At 73.6% G+C, this 21,662-nt stretch carries 20 protein-coding genes; 7 read left to right on the forward strand and 13 right to left on the reverse strand.

Translation table 11 applies throughout. From position 1 onward, the window contains the following. Nucleotides 1-28 precede the first annotated feature (28 nt). On the reverse strand, nt 29-922 hold the full coding sequence (locus tag IF27_RS19235; protein WP_052850911.1) for an AraC family transcriptional regulator: 894 nt from the start codon (nt 920-922) through the stop codon (nt 29-31). 115 nt (nt 923-1,037) lie between these two features. On the opposite strand from IF27_RS19235, the gene IF27_RS19240 reads away from it, so the two are divergent. Next, complete coding sequence (locus IF27_RS19240; RefSeq protein WP_052850912.1) at nt 1,038-1,874, forward strand: NmrA family NAD(P)-binding protein; 837 nt, start codon at nt 1,038-1,040, stop codon at nt 1,872-1,874. Nucleotides 1,875-1,893: 19 nt separating this feature from the next. On the opposite strand, the gene IF27_RS19245 is transcribed toward IF27_RS19240, so the two are convergent. After that, nucleotides 1,894-3,039: an epoxide hydrolase family protein gene (locus IF27_RS19245; protein WP_052850913.1), complete on the reverse strand. Its 1,146-nt coding sequence runs from the start codon at nt 3,037-3,039 to the stop codon at nt 1,894-1,896. A 102-nt stretch (nt 3,040-3,141) separates the two neighbouring features. On the opposite strand from IF27_RS19245, the gene IF27_RS19250 reads away from it, so the two are divergent. Both IF27_RS19250 and cutA read left to right on the forward strand, forming a co-directional pair. After that, on the forward strand, nt 3,142-4,125 hold the full coding sequence (locus tag IF27_RS19250; protein WP_052850914.1) for a helix-turn-helix transcriptional regulator: 984 nt from the start codon (nt 3,142-3,144) through the stop codon (nt 4,123-4,125). 35 nt (nt 4,126-4,160) lie between these two features. Continuing rightward, nucleotides 4,161-4,544: a divalent-cation tolerance protein CutA gene (gene cutA, locus IF27_RS19255; RefSeq protein WP_110946047.1), complete on the forward strand. Its 384-nt coding sequence runs from the start codon at nt 4,161-4,163 to the stop codon at nt 4,542-4,544. A 36-nt stretch (nt 4,545-4,580) separates the two neighbouring features. On the opposite strand, the gene IF27_RS19260 is transcribed toward cutA, so the two are convergent. Next, nucleotides 4,581-5,441: a haloalkane dehalogenase gene (locus tag IF27_RS19260; RefSeq protein WP_052850915.1), complete on the reverse strand. Its 861-nt coding sequence runs from the start codon at nt 5,439-5,441 to the stop codon at nt 4,581-4,583. A gap of 44 nt (nt 5,442-5,485) precedes the next feature. Beyond that, on the reverse strand, nt 5,486-6,304 hold the full coding sequence (locus IF27_RS19265; protein WP_052850916.1) for an NAD(P)H-binding protein: 819 nt from the start codon (nt 6,302-6,304) through the stop codon (nt 5,486-5,488). Between the two features lie 72 nt (nt 6,305-6,376). On the opposite strand from IF27_RS19265, the gene IF27_RS19270 reads away from it, so the two are divergent. After that, on the forward strand, nt 6,377-6,979 hold the full coding sequence (locus tag IF27_RS19270; protein ID WP_052850917.1) for a TetR/AcrR family transcriptional regulator: 603 nt from the start codon (nt 6,377-6,379) through the stop codon (nt 6,977-6,979). A 3-nt stretch (nt 6,980-6,982) separates the two neighbouring features. Then, a complete protein-coding gene (locus IF27_RS19275) occupies nt 6,983-7,813 on the forward strand; it encodes a S1 RNA-binding domain-containing protein (protein WP_052850918.1) in 831 nt (276 codons plus the stop codon). A gap of 6 nt (nt 7,814-7,819) precedes the next feature. On the opposite strand, the gene IF27_RS19280 is transcribed toward IF27_RS19275, so the two are convergent. Further along, entirely contained in the window at nt 7,820-8,770 is a 951-nt protein-coding gene (locus IF27_RS19280; protein ID WP_052850919.1) for a LysR family transcriptional regulator, read from the reverse strand. A gap of 156 nt (nt 8,771-8,926) precedes the next feature. Between IF27_RS19280 and IF27_RS19285 the strand changes: the two genes are divergently transcribed. Then, the gene (locus IF27_RS19285) at nt 8,927-9,475 is read left to right on the forward strand and encodes a DapH/DapD/GlmU-related protein (protein ID WP_052850920.1); all 549 of its coding nucleotides are present in this window, start codon (nt 8,927-8,929) and stop codon (nt 9,473-9,475) included. Between the two features lie 17 nt (nt 9,476-9,492). Here the strand turns inward: IF27_RS19285 and IF27_RS19290 are convergent, their stop codons facing one another. From IF27_RS19290 to IF27_RS19315, 6 genes are all read right to left on the reverse strand, one after another. Next, on the reverse strand, nt 9,493-10,233 hold the full coding sequence (locus tag IF27_RS19290) for a type I-E CRISPR-associated protein Cas6/Cse3/CasE (RefSeq protein WP_223291112.1): 741 nt from the start codon (nt 10,231-10,233) through the stop codon (nt 9,493-9,495). Then, the gene (cas5e, locus tag IF27_RS19295) at nt 10,230-11,123 is read right to left on the reverse strand and encodes a type I-E CRISPR-associated protein Cas5/CasD (protein WP_052850922.1); all 894 of its coding nucleotides are present in this window, start codon (nt 11,121-11,123) and stop codon (nt 10,230-10,232) included. The genes IF27_RS19290 and cas5e overlap by 4 nt, the downstream gene beginning before the upstream one ends. Further along, nucleotides 11,120-12,466 (reverse strand): type I-E CRISPR-associated protein Cas7/Cse4/CasC, encoded by a 1,347-nt coding sequence (locus tag IF27_RS19300; RefSeq protein ID WP_052850923.1) that lies wholly within the window; start codon nt 12,464-12,466, stop codon nt 11,120-11,122. The genes cas5e and IF27_RS19300 overlap by 4 nt, the downstream gene beginning before the upstream one ends. Further along, nucleotides 12,463-13,047, reverse strand: a complete 585-nt coding sequence (gene casB / locus IF27_RS19305) for a type I-E CRISPR-associated protein Cse2/CasB (protein ID WP_052850924.1) — start codon at nt 13,045-13,047, stop codon at nt 12,463-12,465. The genes IF27_RS19300 and casB overlap by 4 nt, the downstream gene beginning before the upstream one ends. Continuing rightward, nucleotides 13,040-14,623 (reverse strand): type I-E CRISPR-associated protein Cse1/CasA, encoded by a 1,584-nt coding sequence (locus IF27_RS19310; protein ID WP_110946049.1) that lies wholly within the window; start codon nt 14,621-14,623, stop codon nt 13,040-13,042. Before IF27_RS19310 ends, casB begins: the two co-directional genes overlap by 8 nt. A gap of 842 nt (nt 14,624-15,465) precedes the next feature. Beyond that, a complete protein-coding gene (locus IF27_RS19315; protein WP_052850925.1) occupies nt 15,466-15,648 on the reverse strand; it encodes a hypothetical protein in 183 nt (60 codons plus the stop codon). A 218-nt stretch (nt 15,649-15,866) separates the two neighbouring features. Between IF27_RS19315 and IF27_RS19320 the strand changes: the two genes are divergently transcribed. Continuing rightward, nucleotides 15,867-19,607, forward strand: coding sequence for a hypothetical protein (locus IF27_RS19320; RefSeq protein ID WP_190233026.1), 3,741 nt, complete (start codon nt 15,867-15,869; stop codon nt 19,605-19,607). Here IF27_RS19320 and IF27_RS19325 read toward each other — a convergent pair. Next, nucleotides 19,568-20,764 (reverse strand): cytochrome P450, encoded by a 1,197-nt coding sequence (locus IF27_RS19325; RefSeq protein WP_420822033.1) that lies wholly within the window; start codon nt 20,762-20,764, stop codon nt 19,568-19,570. The genes IF27_RS19320 and IF27_RS19325 overlap by 40 nt on opposite strands. 124 nt (nt 20,765-20,888) lie before the next feature. Next, nucleotides 20,889-21,599 (reverse strand): hypothetical protein, encoded by a 711-nt coding sequence (locus tag IF27_RS19330; RefSeq protein WP_052850927.1) that lies wholly within the window; start codon nt 21,597-21,599, stop codon nt 20,889-20,891. Between the last annotated feature and the right edge of the window lie 63 nt (nt 21,600-21,662).

Raw genomic sequence — 21,662 nt, forward strand, 5'->3', positions numbered from 1 at the left:
CGGCGTGTCCACCCCTCTTGTGCCCCGCTCAGCGCGAGCCGCCGACCTCCGCGCCCGCCGAACAGCCCTCCTCCGCCCAGCAGTTCGCCCGATAGGCGCTGGGGCTGACGCCGTGGAACCGCTTGAACGCCGCGCTGAAGCCGAACGCGTCCGCGTACCCCGCACGGCGCGCCACCGCGCCGACCTTCTCGGTCGAGCCGGTCAGCAGATCGGCCGCCAGCGTCATCCGCCAGTCGGTCAGGTACGTCAGCGGCGGCTCGCCCACCAGCCGCGTGAACCGCTCGGCCAGCGTCGTCCGGGAGACGCGCGCCTGCGCCGCCAGCGTGGCGAGCGTCCACGGCCGCTCGGGCGCGGCGTGCATCGCGCGCAGCACCGGGCCCACCGTCGCGTCACCCAGCGCGTGGAACCAGCCGGACGGCGCGGCGCCTGGCCGGTCGAACCAGCCGCGCAGCGAACACACCAGCAGCCAGTCCAGCAGCCGGTCACGCACCACCTGCTGCCCCGGCGGACACGCGCCCGCCTGCGCCTCCAGCACGTCGAGCAGTGACGCGCAGCCGTCCCCGCCCGGCGCCACCACCACCGGCGGCAGCAGCCCGTGCAGCCGCCGCGCGACCGTGCCGCGCACGGGGTACGCGGCCGTCAGCAGCACCGTGCCCTCGGCCGGGTCGGCGCCGGGGGACGGCCGGTCGGCCAGCACGAAGGGCCCCGGCTCGCGCACGATCGCCAGGTCGCCGGGCACCACCCGCAGCGGCTCCCCGCCGCCTTCCTCCTGCCGGAGCCACCCCTCGCCGCGCAGCGGCGCGTACAGCGTCAGTGCCGCCGCGCCCCCCGGGCGCAGGGTCCACGGCGGCGACAGCTCGGCCCGCCGGAAACCGGCACCGTCCGCGCGCAGCCCGCGCAACAGATCCTCGAACGGGTCCATGCCCGCCACGATAACCGGACCGGGCGTCCGGGCGGCGGGGCCGCCGGACGATCGGACATGCCTCCCGTACGACGGCCCATGCCCGCGCGCCGCCCGCGGCGGTTGACTGTCCGTCATGACCAACCCCACCGACAGCCCCGTCCTCGTCCTCGGCGCCACCGGCAAGACCGGCCGCCGCCTCGTCGCCGCCCTCCGCGCGGCGGGCCGCCCCGTACGGCCCGCCTCCCGCTCGTCCCCCACCCGCTTCGACTGGCACGCCCCCGACACCTGGCCCGCCGCCCTCGCCGGGGCCTCCGCCGTCTACCTGGTGGCGCCCGTGGAGGAGGAACCCGTCGGGCGGTTCGTCCGGCAGGCCGTGGACGCGGGCGTGCGCCGCTTCGTGGCGCTGTCGGGGCGCGGCATCGACCGGCTGCCCCCCTCGTTCGCCCCCGGCATGCTCGCGGGGGAGGAGGCCGTACGGGAGCACGCGCCCGAGTGGACCGTCGTCCGTCCCAACAACTTCGCCCAGAACTTCACCGAGGACCTCTGGCACGCCCCGCTGCGGGCCGGGCGGCTCGCCCTCCCGATCGGGTCCACGCCCGAACCCTTCATCGACGCCCAGGACATCGCGGACGTCGCCGCCGCCCTCCTCACCGGCGACGGGCACCACGGGCAGGTGTACGACCTGTCGGGCCCCCGGGCGCTCACCTTCGGCGAGGCGGTCGCCGTCATCGCGCGGGCGGCGGGCCGAGACGTCGCGTACGAGGAGCTGACGCCGGAGGAGTACCGGGGCGAACTCCTCGCCGCGGGCGCGTCCGAGGCGGAGGCCGAGGGGCTCGGCGGGATGTTCGCCGGGATGCGGGCCGGGCACCTGGCCGAGCCCGCCGACGGGGTGCGGCGCGTCCTCGGGCGTGCGCCGGTGGCGTTCGAGGAGTGGGCCGCGCGGGCCGCCGCCGGCGGGGCGTGGGGCTGAGCCCGGGCCTCCGGGCGGCTCAGCGCACGGCGCCGAAGAACGTCCGCAGGTCGGCCGCGTACGGCTCCGGGTCGGACAGGGCGACGAAGTGGTGGCCGCCCGGGTTGCCGCGCGGCCAGTGCACGAGCGTGTTGTGCCGCTCCGCGAGCCGCCGGACGGCGGGCTCGTCGCCGCTGTAGACGCCGGTCGGCACGGCCTTCTGCCCCTCGGGCCAGCCCATGCCCGTCGTCGTGTACATGGGCCAGGAGGACGTGCCGAACGTGTCCGTGAACCAGTACAGGCTCACGTTCGCCAGGAACCGGTCGCGCCCCACCACCTCGTCGGCCGGGCGCGCGTCCATCGAGAACTCGTGGAACTTCTGCGCCATCCACGCCAGCGCCGCCACCGGCGAGTCGTGCCAGCCGTGCGCGAACGTGCGCGGCGCCGCGCGCAGCAGCGCGTGGTGGTCCACGCCGTTCATCCAGTCAGCCGATCGGAGCGCCTCGAACACCTTCCGCTCCTCCTCGGTCAGTTCCGGCACGTCGGCCTCCGTCGGGAAGCCGAGGCCGCCGGTGACGTACACCCCGGCCACGTGAGCCGGGTCCGCCTTCGCGACCTCGGGCGCGACGTACGCGCCCAGGTCGCCGCCCTGCACGCCGTACCGCCCGTACCCGAGGCGCCGCATCAACGCGGCCCACATGCCGCCGAGCCGCGCCACGGACAGGCCGTCCCCCTCGCGCGGCGGCGACGAGAAGCCGAAGCCGGGCGCCGAGGGCACGACGACGTGGAACGCCCGCGCCGGATCGGCGCCGTGCGCCCGGGGATCGGTGAGACGGCCGACGAGGTCGGCGAACTCCACGAAGCTGTTCGGCCAGCCGTGCAGCAGGACCAGCGGCAGCGCGTCGGGCTCGGGGGAGCGGACGTGCAGGAAGTGGACGTCGTAGCCGTCCAGTTCGGTCGTGAACTGCGGGAAGCGGTTCAACTCCGCCTCCGTGGCGCGCCAGTCGAAGGCGTCGCGCCAGTGGGCGGCCAGCTCCTTCAGGTAGGCGGTCGGCACGCCGAGGCCCCAGCCGTCGTCCCCGTCCAGCCGCCGTGACCAGCGGGCGCGGGCCAGCCGGTCGCGCAGGTCGTCCACGTCCCGCTGCGGGACGTCGATACGGAACGGGCGGATCGTGGTGTCGCTCATGGTGCTGCTCCTCGTGCGCCGACATGCTGCCGTGCTGACGTTCCTCACGCTAGGCACCATGTAGGTCAGAACCTGACCGCGACGGCGGGGCATCCTGGAGCCATGAGCGACACCGCCGCACGCCTCGTCCGCCTGCTGTCCCTGCTCCAGAGCCCGCGCGAGTGGCCGGGCAGCGAGCTGGCCGCACGCCTCGGCGTCAGCCCCCGCACGGTCCGCCGCGACGTCGAGCGGCTGCGTGACCTCGGCTATCCCGTGCGCGCGACCATGGGCGCGATCGGCGGCTACCGGCTCGTCGCGGGCACGGCGATGCCGCCGCTGCTGCTGGACGACGAGGAGGCGGTGGCCGTCGCGGTCGGGCTGCGGTCGGCGGCGGGCGGGGCGGTGGAGGGCGTCGAGGAGGCGTCGGTGCGGGCGCTGGCCAAGCTGGAACAGGTGCTGCCGTCACGGCTGCGGCGCCGCGTCGGCGCGCTGGCCGCCGCGACGGTGTCGCTGACCGTCCCGGGCGGTGCGGCCGTCGCGCCCGAGCACCTGACGACGCTGGCGGCGGCGGCCGTGGCGCACGAGCGCGTGCGCTTCCGCTACCGCGCGGCCGACGGGCGCACGTCGCGGCGGCTCGTGGAGCCGCACCGCCTCGTCGCGGCGGGCCGCCGCTGGTACCTGCTGGCGTACGACACGGAGCGCCACGACTGGCGGGTCTTCCGCGTCGATCGCCTCACCGACCCGCGCGCCACCGGCGTCCGCGTCCCGCCCCGCGAACCCCCGGGCGGCGACGCGGCGGCCCACGTGCGCGACAAGATCTACGCGCTGGCCCCCGCGTACCGCCTGCGCGCGACGCTCGCCCTCCCGGCCGCCGAGGCCGCCCGCCGCTCCGGCCTGCACCCGGACACCTTCGAGCCGGTCGATGCGCACAGCTGCCGCATGGACACGGACGCGGAGGCGCTGGAGTGGATCGCGTCCCGACTGCTCATGCTGGGCTGCGACTTCACCGTGCACGAACCCCCGGAACTCCGCACCTACCTGGCCGCCCTCGCCACCCGCGCCCACCACGCGGCGACGACGCGACCGACCGAAGGACCGGACACCTGACGGCGTACCCGATCCGCCGCCCGTAGCGTGCTCCCATGGACGAACTCCAGATCGTCATCACCACAGTTGACACCGAGGAAGCCGCCGCACGGCTGTCCTTCGGCGCCGTCGATGGGGGGCTCGCGGCGTCCGGCCAGGTGACCGGTCCTGTCGCCACGACGTACCGGCACCTGGGCGAGGTGCTGTCCGGTACGGAGTGGCAGGTGACCTTCCGGACGGCGGCGGACCGCGTGGACGCCTTGCGGGCGCACCTGATCGCGGCCCATCCGTACGACTCGCCGGAAGTCATCGCCCTGCCGATCGCCTCGGCCCCGCCCGCGTACCTGGCCTGGATCACCAGGGCCACCCGGCCTTCGCCAGGGCAGGACGCCCCCCGTACGCGCTCCACCACCGCACCGGCCGACGCGATCGAGCCATAGCCGTGGAGCCGGTCGGCGTCCCTTGACCCCGGCCGCTCAGCGCAGGGCGTGGCGGTCCAGCCAGGACGAGACCGCCGTCGCGATCTCGGTGGGGCGGTCCTCCGGGGTGTGGTGTCCCGCCGGGAGGTCGTGGCGCGCGATCTCCAGCGCGGCCATGTGCTCCGCGCACCACGCCACCAGCTCCGGGCTCGTCATCGCGCCGGGCCCCGGCGCGAAGTCGATCAGCAGCTTGGGGACGTCCCCGCTGGCCGCGAGCCACGCGTCGAACGCCTCGACGCGCGCCACGACGTCGGCCGGTTCGCCGCCGAGCGGCATGGCGCGCGGCCAGCGGAGCAGCGGCCTGCGGCTCTCCCGGGTCGGGTAGGGCCGCACGTAGGCCGCCAGGTCGGCCGGGTCCATCGGCGCGAGGACGGTCGCGGGCAGGCCCTGCACGAGCATGAGGTTGTCGTCGAGGATCATCGCCTCGCCCGTGCCCTCGGCCTTGATCGCCGCGAACAACGCGCGCCCGTCCTCCGGGAACTCCTCCCAGCTCATCGGCTTGACGATGGCCTCCGTGAAGGCGATGCCGCGCACCCGCCCCGGGTGGCGGGCGGCGAAGTCGAACGCGAGCGCGCCGCCCCAGTCGTGGCCGACGAGGACGACGCCGTCGAGCCCGAGCGCGTCGAACCAGGCGTCGAGATGGCGGGCGTGGTCGTCGAAGGAGTAGGGGATGTCCGGCTTGCCCGAGTCGCCCATGCCGATGAGGTCGGGGGCGAGCAGGCGGCCCGGGCCCACGGACGGCAGGACGTTCCGCCACAGGTGGGAGGTGGTGGGGTTGCCGTGGAGGAAGACGATCGGCGTGCCCGAGCCCTGCTCCCGGTGGAAGAGCGTCGAGTCGAGGACGGGTGTGGTCGGCATGGGGTTCTCCAGGGAGGAAGGGGCGGTCGGGTCAGGCGGTCGGGTCAGCGGAAGGCGGCGGCGTTGCGCGCGGCCCAGTCCGCGAAGGGGCGCGGCGCGCGGCCGAGGACGCGTGCGACGTCCGGGCTCACGCGGCGCTCGGCGGGCAGCGGCGCGCCGAGGATGGCGAGGGTGCCCTCCACCACCGGCGCGGGCAGGTGCGCGAGCATCTGCCCGCGTGCCTCCTCGCGGGTCTGCTCCACGAAGCGGACGGGCTCGCCGAGCGCGGCCCCGATCGCCGCCGCGCGCTCGCGCGGGGTGGTCGGCGCGGGCCCGGTCAGCTCGTGGACGGCTCCGGCGTGGCCCGGCCGCAGCAGCGCGGCGGCGGCGACCTCGGCGACGTCGGCGGGATCGACCGTCGGCAGGCCGACGTCGCCGAACGGGGCGGCGGCCAGCCGGTCGGCGCGGATCGACCCGGCCCAGGCGAAGGCGTTGGAGTCCAGGCCGCCGCAGCGCAGCACGGTCCACTCCAGGCCCGAGTCACGGAGCGCGGCCTCGAAAGCGGCGGGCTGGCCGTAGGACTCCGGCCGGGTGGCGACGCCGATCGAGGAGACCAGCACGACCCGGCGGACGCCGCCCGCCTTCGCCGCGTCGAGCACGCCGCGCGGATCGTCCCCGACCGCCAGCAGGAACAGCGCGTCGGCCCCGTCGAACGCGGGGCGCAGGGTGGCGGGGGCGGCGAGGTCGGCCGGGACGTGGCGCACGCCCTCGGGCAGGTCGGGCGCCGCGCCGCGCGAGACGGCGGTCACCTTCTCGTCCGCGCGGTGGAGGACGCGCACCAGCTCGCGGCCGACGTTCCCGGTGGCTCCGGTCACGGTGATCATGCGGGCTCCTTGTGAGTTAGTTGGCTGACTTACAAGGAGGACGGTAGCACGCCGCGCGCTAGAGTTGGTCAGGTGACTGACTCAGTGACGGCGAAGGGGCGGGCCGCCGACAAGCGGCGGCGGCTGACGGCCGCCGCGGCGCGCGTCCTGCACGAGCAGGGCGTCGAACGCACGACCCTCGGCGACATCGCCCGCGCGGCCGGTGTCCCCGTCGGCAACGTCTACTACTACTTCAAGACCAAGGACCAGCTCGTCCAGGCCGCGCTGTCCGAGCACAGCGCGCACCTGGACGCACTCACCGCCACCCTCGGCCGGTTGCCCGACCCGCGCGAGCGCCTGACGGCGATGGTCGAGGGCTGGATCGCCGCGCGCGACGTCGCCGCCCGGTACGGCTGCCCCACCGGCACCCTCGCCGTCGAGCTCGACAAGCGCGCCGACGGCACCCTCGACGCGGAGGCCGGGGCCGTCCTCCGGCGGCTGATCGACTGGGCCGCACGGCAGTTCCGCGCCCTCGGCCTGCCCGACCCCGACGGCCTCGCCGTCACGTTCGTCGCCGCCTACCAGGGCATGTCCCTGCTGGCCAACGCCCTGCGCGACCCGGAGATCATGACCCGCGAGGGCACCCGCCTCCTCCACTGGCTCGACTCCCTCCACGCCCCCGACCCGGCGCCCTGAGCCATGGGCGCGGCAGGGGACGACCAGGCTTCCCGCGCCTTCCTGGCGACACTGCGCGTCGGGGACGTCTGCCGGGGCACCGCGACGGAGGTGACGTCCTCCCGCGCGGTGACCGTCACCCTGGACGGATTTCCCGCGCGCCCCCTGGGCACGGTCGGGCCCCTCGACCTCTCCTGGCGCGGGGGAGCGCGGGCCGAGGTGCGGGCCGGGCAGCGGATCACCGCCGAGGTGATCGCCGTCGATCACGGCCCCGGCCTGGCCCGGCTGTCGATGGCCGCCACCGAGAACCCCGCCCTGTGGGCGTTCCTCGCCGCACGCCGCTCCGGCGAGATGCTGTCCGGGACGGTCGCGGCGATCGAGCGGTTCGGGGTGTTCGTCGCCCTGGACGACGGCCCGCGCCATCCGGTCCTCCCCGGCGCCGGGTTCGTCACCGTGCCCGACCTGTCCTGGCGGCGCGTCGAGGACGCCTCGGACGTCGTGCGGCTCGGGGAGCGCGTCACCTGCGCGTTCCTCCACTTCGACACGTCGAACGGCGAGGCCAGGCTGTCCCTGCGCGCCACGCGGCCCGACCCCTTCCTCGCCGTCGCGGACGGCACGGCGGTGGGCGCGCGCCTGCGGGGGCGGGTGACGAAGCTGGCCCCGATCGGCGCGTTCGTGCTGGTCGCCGAGGGGGTCGAGGGGCTGGTCCCGCTCGCGGAACTCGCGGCGGGCCCGGTGGATGCGCCGGAGGACGTGGTCCTGGTCGGCGACGAGATCCCGGTCGTCGTCACCGGCATCGACCGGGAACGCCGCGCGCTGACCCTCTCGCTCCGCCGGGCGACGCCCCGGCCCTGACCCCGCTCAGGAGTGGTCGGGGCCATCGGGTCGGCCCAGGTCCGGTGTCCAGACGCCGCTGGTGGGGCGGCCGGGATACGCGGCGGTGAGATGGCGGCGCAGGGCGGCCAACGACGGATGGGCGTCGCCGGTGCGCCAGATCATCGCGTGGGGGTAGAGCGGGACCGGGTCCTTGAGGGGGATGCGGCGCAGGTCGTGCCCGGCGGGCCACACCAGCGGCGTCTGCTCGCTGACGAAGGTGGCCAGCGTCGTGGACCCGGCCACGGTGTCGAGCAGGGGCTCGATGCCGAAGTCGGGGCCGACCGCGTCGATGGTGAGGCCGAAGGCCGCGGCGAGCGTGTCGTAGTAGGCGGTCCACTCGGCGCCCGGCAGGTTGCCCGGCATCCAGATGCGTCGTCCGGCCAGTTGGGCGGGGGTGAGCGCGCGGGCGTTCGCGAACTCGTGGCGTGGGCCGGTGAACAGGTGCAGCGGTTCGTCGAGGACGGGGGTGGACTCCAGCCCGCGGGGCAGCTCCCCGCCCGGCAGGGGCATGGCGCGGAACGTCGCGTCGAGGGTCCCGTCCCGCACGGCGGCGAGTGCGGGGCCGGAGTCGGTCACCGTCACGACGTCCAACTCGATCTCGGGATGGGCGAGATGGAAGCGGCGCAGCAGTCCCGCCGGGGCGAGCTGGCGGCCGATCACGTCCACCCGGAGTGCCCGACGGCCCGGCCGCACGGACGCGACGGCGCGCTCGGCTGCGTGGAGGAACGCGCGGGCGTGGGGGAGGAACGCCTGCCCGTCGAGGGTGAGCCGGGCCCCGCGGGCGTCGCGGGTGAAGAGCTGGACGCCGAGTTCCTTCTCCAGCGCGGTGACGCGTTTGGACACGGCCTGCGGAGTGATCGTCAGATCGACGGCGGCCTCGCGGAACTGTCCCGCGTCCGCGACGGCGACAAAGGTGCGCAGGGCCGTGACGTCCATCCGCGCATCCTAGGTGGACAACCAACGGTTGCCCGTGGGGGTGGTCAGCGTTGTTTGATTCCCGCGCACCGGCGTCGCTTTGATGGCTCGGGTCAACCTCCGGTTGATCAGGTGCCGTCGGCGTGCGGCCCGGACACGCGACGCTGAGGAATCCCCATGCCAGACCACGACCGGCTCTCCGTCCGCTCCGCCGAATTCGCGCGGGTGGCAGAGCGGATCGAGCACGTCACCACGTTGACGTCACGGCTCAACGTCCTGCCCTTCGACGACAAGGCCGCCCGCGCGGCGCTGCTGGCGGAGATCGTCGGGAAACCCGTCCCCGACTCCGTCACCGTCTATCCGCCCTTCTACACCGACCACGGGCTGCGCATCACGTTCGGCGAGAACGTGTTCGTGAACCAGGGCTGCACGTTCCTGGACCAGGGCGGCATCCGGCTGGGCGACGGCGTCCTGATCGGCCCGAAGACCACCCTCATCTCGTCCGACCACCCTCTCCCGGCCTCCGAGCGCGCCGCGTTCCTCACGCGGGCGCCCGTCACGATCGAGGCCCACGCCTGGCTCGGCGCCGCGGTGACGGTCCTTCCCGGCGTCACGATCGGACGCGGCGCCGTGGTCGGTGCAGGAGCCGTCGTCACGAAGGACGTTCCCCCCGACACGCTGGTGACCGGGCCCGCCGCGTTCGCGCGCAAGCAGTGGAACGACTGAGCCCCCGGCCCGGCCGGTCACCTGACCAGGATCAGACCGCAGCTGTAGGCACGGCCGTGGCCGACGCCTTGCGAGAGGGCGCCGACGAACGTCTCAGGGTCGGTCACGCGCAGCACGCCCCGGATCTCGGCGCGGACGATCCGCAGCCCCTTGTGTGCCTGGTGACTGGAGACCTTCGGCAGCACCCGGAGGGCCAGCCGCTCGATGTCCGCCTCGGCGCCGATCCTGACCACACCGTCGGGCGCGACGGCCGGTTCCCCCGCGGCCTGGAGACGCCGTGCGAACCACGTCTTCACCAGCTCAGGACGGGTGTGGCCCACGCGTACGCCCCTGCTCCTCCCGGGGCCCGCCGCAGGGGACGGACGGCTGGTCACCGGGTTGACGACCGTACGGAAGTCCACCCGGTCGCCGACGCGGAACGTACGGTCCACCACCAGGCTCTCCGGCGCCTCGGTCAGCGCGGCGCGCGGCAGGCGGCTCCAGTCGCCGGGGACGGCGGACTGCACGACCAGCGACAGGCGGGCGTTCCGCAGGTCGAGCGCCCAACTGGACAGGACGCTCATCTGCGCGCGGGCATCGCGGCTTCCGTCGTCCACCCAGCCCTGGAAGCCGCTCATCACGGTCCGGTGCATGTCCTGGGCGTCCAAGAGGGACTTGGCGGTGAAGGGATGCCGCGCGTCCAGGGTGATCAGCGTGTGCGTGGTGACGAGCCTGGCCGTCGTACCGGCGGGGACGGGCTTCGTGTGGGCGGTGTTCACGGGATGATGTCCCATTCGGTGGCGTGCGGGGCGATGGTGATCCGGTGCCGGGTCTCCCAGCGGTCGCGGTGGACGGGGCCGCTCGCGAGGAACCGTTCCGGCTGGTCGCGGACCGGCCCGACGCCGGGCAGCGGCACCGGGCTCTCGATCCAGGCCCAGGGCTGCTCGTCGGCCCCGGGAGCCGATCCTTCGCCGTCCGCCGGGAGCAGCGCCCTGGACTCGAACACGTCCTTCAACGTGCCGGGCACGAGGGCGAGGAAGAGGTCGCCCGAGGGCGGGCAGGACTTACGGCCAAGCCAGAGCAGGCGTTTCGGGTGCTCCACCGCGTGGGCGACCCGTTCGAGCAGCGCGCGGTCATGGTGCTGGAGGCCGACGAGGAAGGCGGCGTCCGACAGGTACCAGCGCTCGGTGATCATGGCGTGGCGGCCGACCTCGCCCGCGACCAGGACGCCGGACCGCGGGTCCGCCGCGATCCTCTTCGGCGCGCCGTACCAGGAGTCCAGGGTGTGGCGGCCGAACGGCTCGGACTCCCCGTCCGGCTCGTCGTCCGGCTCTGCGGACGCCTCGGCTGCCGCCGCCCGGCGGTGGTCCGTCACGAGGTCGCGGGGGCGCAGGGGATAGGTGCCGCCCCCCACGGTGTGGTAGTCCCGCAGGAGGGTTCCGGAGCGATCGGCGCGCACACCGAAGAGGACCGAGCCCAACTCGTCCAGCGGGTCGTCCCGTTCGAGCCCGAGGGCCGCCGCGCAGAGCCCGATCACACCGGACTTGGTGGGCCGGGTGTGGGTGTCACGCTGCGCGAATCGGCTTCTGATCCCCCAGGACTGCAACGGACCGGCCAGCCGGATGAGCAGGACGTGCGGCGCGTCGGCCGGTGCGGACGCGCCGGTCACGGGGTCAGGTCCTCGATGAAGTCCACCACGTCCACGCTCCCCGTCAGGTCCGCCTCCTCCAGCAGGTCCGCGATCTCCGGGGCATAGGTGAGGACACGGCCGGAGCGCAGGTCCCTGCGCCGCTTGCTGACGAAGAGGTGATGCCGCAGCAGGCGGCGCACGGCCGCCTGACCTGCCGCCCCTTCCCCGCCGCCGCCCTCGGGGTTCTCGTCCACCGGGTTCTGGAAGGCCGCGGCGTAGTTGTAGGGGCGCTCGCCCTCGAAGGCGAGCACCAGCGCCGGGAGCGAACCGGTGGAGGCGGTGGAGTTCTTCTTCGCCTCGGGGAACGCCTCCACGAAGGCGTTCACGAACTCCTGCTCCGCCGCGACGGCGGCCTCCTCCGCCTCCTCCCGCGCCATTCCGGCCCGTCGGAGGTTGGTGCGGAGCTGCTCGCGGTCCAGGACGGCGTGCCGGTAGAAGGTCCCCGAGATGAGCGACTGGTACCCGGTCATGCCCGCGCCCGCGTCGTCCGCCGTGTCCAGGAAGCTGAGCGCGTTCCGCTTGCGGTCCAGCTTCGCGTCGTCGGCCGCCGCGTAGAAGTCCTCGATCTGTTCCGCCGGGTGCACGGTGAAGGCGTGGCTCGTCTGCACCGCCCCGTCCACGTTCGGGGAGTCCGCGATCTCGGCGAGGAACCGTCCGTAGAGCGCGATGTCCACGGCGTCGCGGGGCGCGAGGGCCAGGAGGACGGCGTCACGCGTGGCCTTGGGCAGCGGGGGCAGGGTGACGGTGGCCGACTGCTCGGCGCCGCCCTCCCTCCCGGCGTCCGGCTCCTCGGTCTTCTTGGCGGCGCCTCGGCGGGGCTTCTTCGCGGTCGCCTTCTGGGCCGCGAGGTACGCGTCGCGCCACTCGCCGAGTTCTTCGGCGTGCGCGGCGATGTGGGCGGCGATCCTGACGCCGGTGTCGGTGGGCGCGAAGATCAGCACCTTCGTCAGGTTGGCCACCGTCCGCTTGGCCGGATCGCCGAACTTCAGGCCGCTCGCCTCGATCACGGCCCGCGCCGTGCTCAGCGCCTGCTCCTTGTCCCAGCCGTGCGCGGACTCCAGTTCGGCCGCGGTCAGGAGCGCCCACTCCCGGGTCCTGATGCCCATGCTGCGGCCCTTGAGGGGGCCGATGCCCGCGTTGGCGCGGTGACGGGTGTGGACGCGCTCGGCGCGCCGCCTCGCCTGACTGGTGATCATGTGACGCTCGACCCCGCCGTACACCAGGGTCTTGGGCTGGCCGTTCTCGTCCCTCACCGGGAGCACCGCGACAAGCGTCTCCAGGAGGTGGAGCGAGAGGAACGGGCTGCGCGTGTCTGCGGTCACGTGGTCGTGTCCTTCTGCTTGTTCCGTGACGTGCCGTCGGGGATCCGCCGCCGCTCGGGCGGGGCGTGGAAATCCACCGCCCACCGGTAGGGGACCCGGGCCTTGCGGTCGTTCCAGAGGATCAGGTCCTCGACGAGCCCGGTCCACGAGGGCGGGGGCTGCTCGCAGGACCTGAGCCGGACGATCGTGTGCTGGAGGTGTCGCCAGGGGACGTGGCGGCTGACGACCAGGCGATCCACCAGGCGTCCGGCACCGGGGTTGTCCGGGCCGCGCCCCGTCCCGTCACCGATGCGGGCCGCCGCCGCGCCGAGGCTGCCGAAGCCGTACGCGGGCACGGAACGCCCTTGGTGGTAGAGGGCGAAGAGGAAGGCGATCCGCTCGAACAGGTCGCGGTGGTCGTCGCCTCCGTACCAACCGGCGCGGATGTGCGTGTTCGTCCGGCTCCTGGCGCGGCGCAGATCGGCCAGGGAACCGCTCTCGCCGTTGCGTACGAGGGTGGTGAGCCAGGCGACGAGCGCCGTGCTGTCGTGCGGGTACGGGTGAGTACCCGCGTATGCGTCGGCGCGGCTGTCGTCAGTCATGCGCGATCTCCCCTCGCAGCTCAGCGGGCGCCTTGTCGTGGGCGACGTCGTCCTCGAACCGCCGCAGGGCCCGTGCCCTGGCCTCGTAGCCGCGCTTGTTGGGCGGGAGCGAGTCGAGACGGTAGACGAGGTGGGTGCGGGCCGAGTCGAGCAGGACCCGTGTGTACTCGGCGAGGGGGGACGAGACCGGATCGTCCGGGTTGTCGAACCCCTCCTCGATGACCTGGTCCAGGAGCCGGTCGAAGGGCTTGGCCGCCGCGGGCCAGAACATCCACCGGGCGTCGAAGCGGGCCACCTGGCGGGCCTCGTCCGCCGCGTGCGCGGCGGAATGGACGGTCTCCGAGGCGATGGTCGCGGCGCGTTTCAGGCTCCACGCGAGGTATTCGGCGATGCGTGAGCCGCGCCGGGACGCGCGGTAGAGGTGGGCCGCCATGCCGGGGGCGTAGGGGAAGTGGCCGTCCGTCCAGGTGACCGGCAGCGTCTTGTTGGCGATGAGGCCGACGGCCCACAACTGATAGGGCGCGGAGCGGTCCTTCCGCTTGTAAGGCAGGGAGGCAAGCCGTTTGTACAGACCTGGTTGCTGCGCCTTGACCGCGCTGTACAGCGCGTGGGCCTCCTGCCACAGGGCACGGGTGGGGGAGGGCCACAGAGGCTTGGGCGGCCCGCTGGCGGGCTGGACGAACACCGCGTCCTGAAGGTGCAGTTCGTCATCCAGGGCGAGGACTTCACCGGCGCCGATCAGCACCCGGTTCACGACGATCGAACCGTCCGGGGCGAGCGCGGGGTGGAGGAGGACGGAGCGGCCGAGCGCGCTGTGCAGGTCGGCCGGACTGTCCGGGACGCGGGGGACGGCCTTCTTGTCGAAAGTGCGGCGGGTCACGCTGCCGCTCGTCCACGAGGTGTTGAGCTTCCCGACGGCGCCCTTGTACGGATAGAGGTTGAGCCGCAGCGTCTCCCCCAGCGTGCTGCCGAGGGCGACGACACGGATGCGCCCTTGGAGTCGGCCTGTGGCCAGGTTGGTGACGGTGGGGCCGAGATCTTCACCCGTCATGCGTGCTCTGCCGTAGGTGGCGTACGCGTGCTGGGTGAGCATGGCGCGGAACGCCTGGGCCGCCGGTAGGGGCTCGCCGTCCTCAAGGTGGTGATGGTCGAAGAACTGGTTGTAGTCACCGGTGCGTTCGATGACCAGCTGGGCCGTCCCGGTGCTGCTCTTGGTGAAAGATTCGATGAGGAGGGAGTTCTGTCCGAGAGGCTTCTCGGGATGGAACATGTTCCAGTCGTCCTCCGGCTCATCGGCCAGCCACTCGGAAGCCCGGCCGAGGTCATGCCCGTCGAGAACCCACTCCTTCCACTCCTCCGGAGTGGCGGGGCAGATCTCGGCGGCGAAGCAGATGGCCAGGAGGTACTCGATGACGGCGACGGCCTCCCCAGCGGTCGCACACGAGATCGTGCTCAACCCGTCTGCCTGGCCGAAGAGTTCGCACAGTGATAGCGCAATCTCTGCACCGTCAGTCTTCACAACAGGAATGCACGGTTCATGCCGCGGGTCCCAGCTGAGTCGCTGCTCGACTGGCATCGAGAAATCTACCTGGCTCACGGCTCCTGCTCATCACTTCATGCGATTGCGACTGTCTGGCAAAGGAGTTGACACACCCGAGCGAGACGACGCTAGCACCCGACGACGGCGCGCGTAGGCCGATCGATCACAGTGCTCCGCCGCCCCGATGCCGGGGCGGGCGAAGCACCATCCCCGCGCACGCGGGGAGGAGGCGGACAAGGCGCCCACTGCGGTCGATGGGCCATTCCCGCTCGACGCGAGAGACTTACCGCACTGATGCCAGCAGAGCTTCCACTTGCACCAATGCGGATCGGGCAACGCGCGGAACGCACGCCCTACACTGAAGCGCCGCCGATTGACTCGGCTGCTCAGCCCGCTGTGTGAACGGAATGCGTTGCCTAGCTCCGTTCCGGGTTCCGCCCCGGGCAAACGGGGCGGAACCCAGCAGTCCGGTTGGCAGGGTCGTTCTCGACGTATGAGTCGCGTCGAGAACGGCCCACTCCTTAGAGGAGATACATCACCAGCCGGTCCGTCAGCGCGGATGCGACTGATGCGAGGCAGATCAGGACGAACTGGCTCCTGTATCGCCTCCACCAACCGGGTGGTTCTCTCACCACATCTCGCCTTTCGTCTTGGCCATGCATATCCCGCAAGTCGGGACACGCATGACCGATACGGCTGGCTCATGCATCCGCGCTGACCTCATCTTGGCTGAGCCGCCCCTCTCGGGGATGGAACTGGGCGGCTTCGGCGTGTCACATTGCGCCAAGGCGCCAACGATTGTCGAGTAGCGTCTGACTCGACAGCGGTCTGGGCGTTGCCGTGGGTGAAGCGCTTTTATGTGCGTCGCGTCAGTGTGTTCAGCCGGAGCGGCGGCGTCCGACGAGGATGGTCAGCGTGGAGCGGGCGTCGCGGCGGCGTGCGGGGGTGCGGGCCAGGACCGACGTGAGGGCGACGACGCCGAGGACGATTGCGTAGAGCAGCCCGGTGCCCGCCACCAGTACGGCAGCCGTGGTCGCGTCGGGTGTCAGCGTGGAGAGCATGGGGGAATCCTTCTGTCGGATGCCGCGTGCGGCGCCTCTGTTGATGTCCCGAGCGTCTGACGGGGGGTCGGTGCGGCGCGATGCCGCCAGCGCCATAAGCACAGGTCAGAGCCGCTATATTCACCGAGGGGGCAGCGAAATTGGGTACGGCCGCAGACCCGCGGGAGGCACGTCACCGCCTCGGTGCGATGGTGGCCGAGCTGATCAATGCGCGCGGCATGAGTATCCGTGCCGCCGCCGCGCTCGTCCCGGGGAACGGACTGCCCGAGAGCACGTTGCGCCGTTGGTGTCTGGGCGAGAGCGCTCCGCAGGACACGGACGATTTCTGGTCGCTGATCAAAGAATTGGTGACGTCCGAGCAGCAACTCCTCTCTCTCACGGACGCACTCGCCGCGGCTCGCCTGGAGTCGTCCCGCGACCGGCACCTGTGGAGAGCCGACGAGGACAAGCGCGCGCGGGCCGTGACGGACGCCTTTCTCCGCGACGCGGACCCGGGGGCGCCGTCGTATCTGTGGTGGTATTCCGAGCGTTCCCTCGGCGATACCGTTCCGCTCCTCGCCTACGCGCGGCAGTCTCGGGCGGACGTCGATACCTTGTTCTGCGTCGTTTCCGAAGAGCGCGGCACGCACACCCGCGCCGGGTTCCTCGCGGAACTGCGCAAACAGGCTGACGTGCCTCCTGGCCGGAAGACGAGAACGTCCGCCCGGGAGGAGTGCGCGCGGCTGCTTTCCCGAGCCGCCGCGAACAGTCGGCGGCGGAAGCGGCGGCTCGTCCTGGTGATCGACGGCCTGGACGAGGACGCCGCGTGGCCGATCCCCGGAGCGAACATCGCCGAGCGGGCGAGCATCGCGGCCCTCCTGCCCACCGCCCCCACATGGGGCCTGCGGATTCTCGCCTTCAGCCGCCGGAGCGGGCCGCTCCCCGCCGACGTCCCCGAGCACCACCCGCTGCGCGCACGCGAGTGCCTGCGCGCGATTCCGCCCGACGGGCAGGACGCGACGAGCGAAGCGGCGAGCCATGCCGATCTGCGCAAGCTGCGCGCCCATGGCCTGGGCAAGGTCGTCACCGATCTGCTCGCGGTCACGGGCGGTGGCCTGCGCGTGGTGGACCTGGCGCACCTCGCCGAGGCGCCCGTCGAGGACGTCGCCCGTCTGCTGCTCGCCCGCGAGCGGCGTTGCGTCGTCCCTGACGGCGCGCCGACCGGCGGCTACGCGCTCAGCCACGGCGGCATGCCGGAGTCGATCCGCGCGGAGTGGGACGAGCGCACGGCGGAGCGGTACGCCGCCCGGCTGGCCGCCTGGGCGGAGCACTGGCGTGCGGCCGCCTGGCCCGAGGACTCCCCGCCCTACCTGCTGACCGGTTACCCCCGGCTGCTGGACGACATCGACGCGCGCGGGCACCTCCTCCTCGACCCTCGTCATCAGGTGCGGCTCGCCGAGGCCGTGGGCCCCGATGTCGCGCTCGAACACCTCCAGGTGCACGCGGACGAGGCGGCCAGGTCCGAGCGGCAGCCGCTCGGCACGGTCGTCCGGCTGGCCGCCGCGCGAGACCTCGTGCGCCGCCGGGTGCACCGGGTCCCGCCTGAGCTGCCCCCGCTGTTCGCCGCGCTCCCTGACGTCCCCCGTGCCCGCGCCCTGGCCCGCTCGGAGCCTGATCCCGTCGCACGCGCCGCCCGGCTGGCGGAGGTCGCGGCCGAGGCGGCGCGGGCGTGGCACCCGTTGACCTCGGCGCTCGTGGACGAGGCGGCCGTGTGCGTGATCCGGGCGGGCCGGTTCACGCCCCGCGAGGCCCACGGCGAGGACGTCTACGCGGAGGTGTCACGGGCGGCTCGCGCGTTGGCCGCCCTCGGGAAGAACGCCGAGGCAGGCGCCCTGTTCCGCGCCGTGGTGCTCAGCGGCGCGGCCGACGTCGAGACCCTGGCGGCGGCGGCCCACGTCCTCGCCCTGGAAGGCGACGAGTTGTTCGCCAAGACGTTGGAGGAGTACGCCGACCAGCTGAGCGAGGTCAGCCCGCGGTCGCAGGCGGTCGCGGTGGACATCCTGGCGACGATCGCCCGTGTCATGTCCTCGCGTCGCGCCGACGCCATGAAGCGCCTGGAGGCGTTCTGCGGGGAACTGGACGTCTCCGAAGGGCTGGGAGCCGTGGACGTCCTGGTCGTCGCCGCCTCGGCGCTCGCCACGACGGGCCACCGCACCGTGAAGGCCCGCGAGGCGCTGCGGGCCAGTCGTGACCGCCTGTTCACCGCACTGGTCACGCGGGACACCCACGCCGACCCGGCGCACCAGGGGCGCGAGTTGTCCGGCACGTTGGAGCGGTACGTCCGCGCCGAAGCCGCCGTAGGAGGAGGCCGTGAACCCCACCGCGATGCCAGGGCGCTGGTGACGGCACTCGGCGAGGGCGTGCGCAGTGGTGTGATCGACGACTATCTCCTGGAACGCGCGGAGGCCTACCTCGCCTGGGCCGACGCACGCACGGCGGCCGAGGACGCTGCCGCGTTCGCGGCGAAGGAGGCACGACGGCTGGCGCACCGGAGGTCGGTTGACGCCCGGGCCGCGCGCTCCGAACGGGACCGGCGCGCGGCGAGGAATCCCGCCCTCGCCGCCAGCACCGGGTCCCAGGCGGAGGAGGAGACCGAGCCCGCTCCCGCCCCCGCTCCGCGTAGAGTGCCGTTCCCCCCGTTCACGGCGGCGGGCGAGTACCGCGCCGAGGACGAGCCCCCACCCTTCGGCCCCCTCACCCTCCTCCACGACGCGCGGCGTCTGCTGCGCGACGGCCGTCAGGACCTCGCGCGCGAACGGTTGGAGGCGGCCCGTCGCGCCTCGCTCCCCGTGTCGCCGACCGTCCTCCCCGAGCCGTCGCACGAGGAACTGCTCCGCGCCCACGGCGCCGTCGGAGCGTTCGCGCACGCCGAGCGCCTGGTCGGGCTCCGAGGGGAACCGGACGCACGGGCCCGGCGCCTCGCCGCGCTGTCCATGGGGTGCTCGTCAGGGAAGCGCACGACGGAGGCGCTCGCCTACGCCCGTGAGGCGGCCCGGCTCGTCCCCCAGACGCCGCCGTTCGCGGTCAAGGCTGCCGTCGCCCAAGCCCTGGCCCACGCGGGGGACGCGGACGCGGCGGTGGCGATGGCCGGACGGGACGAGCCGGACGGCGCCGGAAGCTCCCGCGCCAGGACCCGCCGCGCGCTGACCCTCGTCGCCATCGGCCTGGCCGGGCACGCGCCGGAGCGAGCCGCCGAACTGGCGGCGCCCGCCGTGCTGATGGCGCGGCGGCGGATCGACGCAGGCAGCCCGCGCAATCAACTCCCCGTCCTGGCATCCCTGCTGCTCGCCTCCCCGGTTCCCCTGCGCCCCGGGCCCGAGCTGAGCGACGCGCTCCGGCTCGCCTCCGGCTTCGTGAGCGAGCCGCGCCAACAGTGGGACGTGGAGCCCGTCGTGGCCCTGGCCGTGCTGCGGCGGCTCGACCCTGCGTACGGGGCCGGGCGCTCGGCGGGCGAACTGGACGAGTGGCTGCGCGCGTTGCCACCCGAGCGGATGCCGCACGCCGAACTCGCCGTCCTGAGCGCGCTGGACGGCGACACGGCCGAGGTCCGGCGGATCGCCGACGCGGCGCCGACCTCGGCGACGCGGGCCGCCGCCCTGGCCGCCGCCGCGCGCGTCCTGGTGGGCGCGCCCGGTGTGTTGCCGCTCGACGACGACGCCGAGGACCACGGCGTCCGCCTCTGCCTCACGCTCGCGCACGCCCACCGCGACGCACCCACGCACGAGGACATGGCAGCGGCCCGAACCCTCCTCCTTGACCTGCTGTCCGACGGGGAATGGACCCAGGCGATCCCGCTCCTGCCCCACCTGGCCCCTGAAGTCCTCGCCCCGCTCGGCGACATGGTCGCCGCCCACACCGACGGCCGAGGGGGATCGGGGCGTCAGGGCGTCACGGAGACGGTGAGGCCGCGGAGTTCGTAGCCGCCGATGGTGTCGATGTAGCTCACCCGGGGCTCGGCGGTCATCCGGACGCCCGGCAGCGCGAGCAGCCGCGTCAGGAAGACGTCCGCCTCCAGGATCGCGATGGGCGCGCCCGGGCACTTGTGGGCGCCGTCGCCGAACGAGAGGACGGGCCCGTCCGCGCCGTGCGCCAGCGGGCGGCCGGGGCACAGCCCGGTCGGGTCGGCGCCGACCGCGCGCGGGTCGGTGTTGATCTGCCCGAGGTGGATGTCCACGACCGCCCCCGCCGGGACGGTGGCGCCCGGGAGTTCGACGGGCGCGGTCGTGCGGCGGCGCAGCAGGTTCACGACCGGTTCGAGCCGCAGGATCTCGTGCAGCACCGCGAGCCGTTCCGGCTCGTCCGCGGCGCGGTAGCGGGCGCGCAGCGCGTCGTCCGTGAAGAGGTGCCAGGCGGCGGCGTTGATGAACTCGCGGGTGGTGATCATCCCGGCGGCGGCGAACGTCAGGCACTCGCCGAGGATCTCGGCCGTCGTGCAGCCCTCGCCGACGAGGTGGGTGATGAGGTCGTCCTCGCCCTTCCTGCGCCGCGCCCTGACGGACGGGAGGACGTCGAACAGGTAGACCCGCAGCCAGTTCACGCCGTGGCGGGCGGCCCAGTAGAGGCCCCGCGGGCTGGTCAGTCCCGGGGTGCCGATGTGGGCGGGGAAGAAGCTCTGGAGCCTGCGGTGGATGCCGGGCCGTCCGTCCGTGAGGCCGATGACGACGGAGGCGACCTCGACGGCCAGGTGGAAGGCCAGCTCGGACAGGTCGGCGCTGCCCGCGGCGCGGAGCTTCGCGAGCTGCGCCTCGGCGATGCGGACGGCGACGTCCCGGTACTGCCCGTTGACGCGGCGTGGCGTGAAGTAGCGGGCGGTCTGGCGGCGTTGCTCGCGGTGCTCGGCACCGTCACGGTAGAGGACGGGGCGGCGGACGCGCTTCGGCAGCAGCTGCACCGTCTCGATGCCGAGCCCCGCCTGTACGGTGTCGCCGCTGCGCAGCGCCGCGCGCGCCTCGGCGAAGCCGCGCACATGCCAGACGCCGTCGGGCCCGTGCGCCACGGGGCAGCCGTCGTACGGCGCGTCCCGCCGCGTCAGCCGCCGGTCCGCCGAGCCGTGCTCCTCGTCCTGCCGCCCGCTCACGCCGCGCCCCTCCCGGTCGTCCCCATCCTCCGAACGACGGTCACACGCGACGGGTCACGCCCGCACCGACCGATCCGGCCAACCTGGCGGCCCGTACGTCACGTGGTGCTCGCGCGTGCGGCGGTCACGGGGAGGTCCACCGTTCCGCCAGCGCCGCCACGTCGGCCTCCTCGACCCCGCCGTGCAGTCCCCACCGGTCCATTCCCGAGTAGACCACCGCGCTACGGGTCTGAGGGGCGTAGAGGCACGTGGCCTCTCCTGCGTACATCGCGACCAGCGAGTCGGCGCCTCGCCACCAGGTGTCCGCCAGCCCTCGCACCTCCCGCACCGGCTCGAATCCGTCCAGCACGATCTTCTCGACGTCGTCACCGTGGCACCGTGTGACGTGCTCGGAGGCCAGGGACGCGTGGTAGCTCAGGGCGAGCGCCTCCACCCAGCCCTCGACGGACGCGTGCAGCGGCGTCCAGTTGTGGCGATCGTTGACGGCGATGCCGAACTCGCCGACAGGGCCGATCATGAACCCGTAGGGGACCGCCGCCCGAGCCGACCCCGCGCCGAACCGTCCTCTGCCGTAGTCCGGGTCGATCGGCGAGGCCGCCAGGCACCTGGGGCCTCCGCTGTACTCCGGGGTGGGCGGCAGGACCAGGCCACCCCATCGCTCCCCGAACGCCGCCATGCGGTCCATCAGTTCGGCCGGGACGCCCCGCCCGAGCCACTCCCGCCTGTACTCCTCGGCCGGTGCGTCCTCGATCCAGACGGCGTGGCGAGCGACGAAGTCCTCGGCCCTCGTGGTCAGTCCGCCGAGTTCCTCGAAGTAGGGGAGGTCGAGGGTCATCGCGTGATGCTACTTCGAGCCCACAGAGCGGGACGCGGGCGGCGGGGCACGCCCTGTGAAGAC

This window comes from Streptomyces avicenniae (genome assembly GCF_000719135.1).
Lineage (GTDB): Bacteria > Actinomycetota > Actinomycetes > Streptomycetales > Streptomycetaceae > Streptomyces > Streptomyces avicenniae.